Origin of the sequence: Rahnella inusitata (genome assembly GCF_003263515.1) — a bacterium.
In the GTDB taxonomy this organism is placed as follows: domain Bacteria; phylum Pseudomonadota; class Gammaproteobacteria; order Enterobacterales; family Enterobacteriaceae; genus Rahnella; species Rahnella inusitata.
In genome coordinates this window covers 1-956 of record NZ_JYDE01000052.1, presented here as the reverse complement: position 1 = coordinate 956, position 956 = coordinate 1, and the positions used below count along the sequence as shown (strand labels likewise).

Sequence of the window (956 nt, the reverse complement as noted above, 5' to 3'; positions counted from 1 at the left end):
TTAGCAACAACACCTGCACCTACGGTACGGCCACCTTCACGGATTGCGAAACGCAGACCTTGGTCCATCGCGATTGGATGGATCAGGGTAACAACCATGTTGATGTTGTCGCCAGGCATTACCATCTCAACGCCTTCTGGCAGTTCGATGGTACCGGTCACGTCAGTTGTACGGAAGTAGAACTGTGGACGGTAGCCTTTGAAGAACGGAGTATGACGGCCGCCTTCGTCTTTGCTCAGAATATAAACTTCTGAGTCAAAGGTAGTGTGTGGTTTGATTGAACCTGGTTTAGCCAGAACCTGACCACGTTCGATGTCTTCACGCTTGATACCGCGCAGCAGAACACCAACGTTCTCGCCTGCACGACCTTCGTCAAGCAGTTTGCGGAACATTTCAACGCCAGTACAAGTTGATTTCACGGTATCTTTGATACCAACGATTTCAACTTCTTCGCCGACTTTAACGATACCGCGCTCTACACGACCGGTAACAACAGTACCACGGCCGGAGATGGAGAATACGTCTTCGATTGGCAGCAGGAACGGCTGGTCGATAGCACGTTCTGGTTCTGGGATGTAGCTGTCCAGGTAACCGGCCAGTTCGATGATTTTAGCTTCCCACTCAGCTTCGCCTTCCAGTGCTTTCAGCGCTGAACCACGAACAACTGGGATGTCGTCGCCTGGGAATTCGTACAGAGAAAGAAGTTCACGAACTTCCATTTCTACCAATTCCAGCAGCTCTTCGTCATCAACCATGTCGCATTTGTTCATGAATACGATCATGTATGGAACGCCAACCTGGCGGCCCAACAGGATGTGCTCACGGGTCTGTGGCATAGGGCCATCAGTCGCAGCAACAACCAGGATCGCGCCATCCATCTGAGCAGCACCGGTGATCATGTTTTTCACATAGTCGGCGTGGCCTGGGCAGTCAACGTGCGCGTAGTGACGGCTTGG

General features: G+C 51.9%; 1 protein-coding gene. It reads right to left on the bottom strand.

The window, feature by feature from the left end; genetic code table 11:
- On the bottom strand, nucleotides 1-956 hold a 956-nt coding region (gene tuf, locus TU92_RS22120; RefSeq protein WP_112169551.1), incomplete at both ends, for an elongation factor Tu.